Source organism: Burkholderia sp. E168m23 (genome assembly GCF_016586125.1).
Lineage (GTDB): Bacteria > Pseudomonadota > Gammaproteobacteria > Burkholderiales > Burkholderiaceae > Burkholderia > Burkholderia orbicola.
Map to the genome: position 1 here is coordinate 1 of NZ_BCPP01001446.1, position 1,131 is coordinate 1,131.

The window sequence follows — 1,131 nt, forward strand, 5'->3', positions numbered from 1 at the left end:
GTCGGGATCAATGCCGCGTGGGAGCTCGACCTGTTTGGCCGCGTGCGCCGCTCGATCGAGTCGCAGCGTGCGGAAACGGCGGCCAGCGCGGCCGACGTGCGTGCGGTGCGCGTCGCGATCGCGGGGAGGTCGCCAGCACGTACGTCGATCTGCGCGGCTCGCAGGAGCGGTTGCGGATCGCCCGCGAGAACGCCGACAACCAGAAGCAGACGCTCGCGCTGATCAATGCGCGCGTCGGCGCGGGGCGAGGCTCCGAACTGGATGCGGCGCGAGCGCGAGCGCAGTACGAATCGACGACGTCGCGGATCGCCGTGTACGAAGCCGCGATCGGCGTCGACGAGCATCGGCTCGCGGTGCTGACCGGACAGACGCCGGATGCGCTGATCGGCCGGTTCGACTTACCGAAGACGGGCACGCCGACAGGCACGCCGGTGCCGCTGCCGGCGCTCGCGGCCGACATCGATCCCGGCACGCCGGGCGACCTGCTGCGCCGCCGCCCCGATGTCGCGGCCGCCGAGGCGCGGCTGCACGCGGCGACCGCGCGCGTCGGCGTCGCGACCGCCGACCTGTTCCCGCGCTTCACGCTGTCGGGGCTGCTCGGTAGCGCGACGAGCAGCTACGGGTTTTTCCGCGCCGGCAGTGATACCAACCTGATCGCGCTCGGCATCGACTGGTCGTTCCTCGATGTCGGCCGCGTGCGTGCGCGGATCGCCGCGAGCGACGCGGAAGCGGCCGGCCAGCTTGCACAGTATCGGCAGACCGTGCTCGGCGCGCTGGAGGAAACCGAGAACGCGTTGCTGCGTGTCGCCCGCACGCGTGACGAGACCGCGCACCTCGTGCGTGCGGCCGACGACAGCGCACGCGCGGCGCAGCTCGCGCAGGCGCGTTTCTCGGCCGGCGCGATCGACTACTACGAAGTGCTCGACGCGCAGCGGACGCTGCTGCAGGCACAGGATGCGGCGGCCGACGGGCGGATGCGCAGCGCCGCATCGACGGTCGCGCTGTACAAGGCGCTCGCGGGCGGCTGGCCGTCGGGCACGGAGCGGGGCACGCCAGGTCCGCTCGCTCGGTCGGGGCAGTAGCGTGAGTGGCGCGGCGCGACGACACGCTCGGCGGGCGGCGGGGAAGGCG

General features: G+C 73.2%; 1 pseudogene. It reads left to right on the forward strand.

The features are described 5' to 3' along the window. Nucleotides 1-1,082, forward strand: a pseudogene (locus JMF90_RS38050) (TolC family protein); the annotation flags it as partial. Between the last annotated feature and the right edge of the window lie 49 nt (nucleotides 1,083-1,131).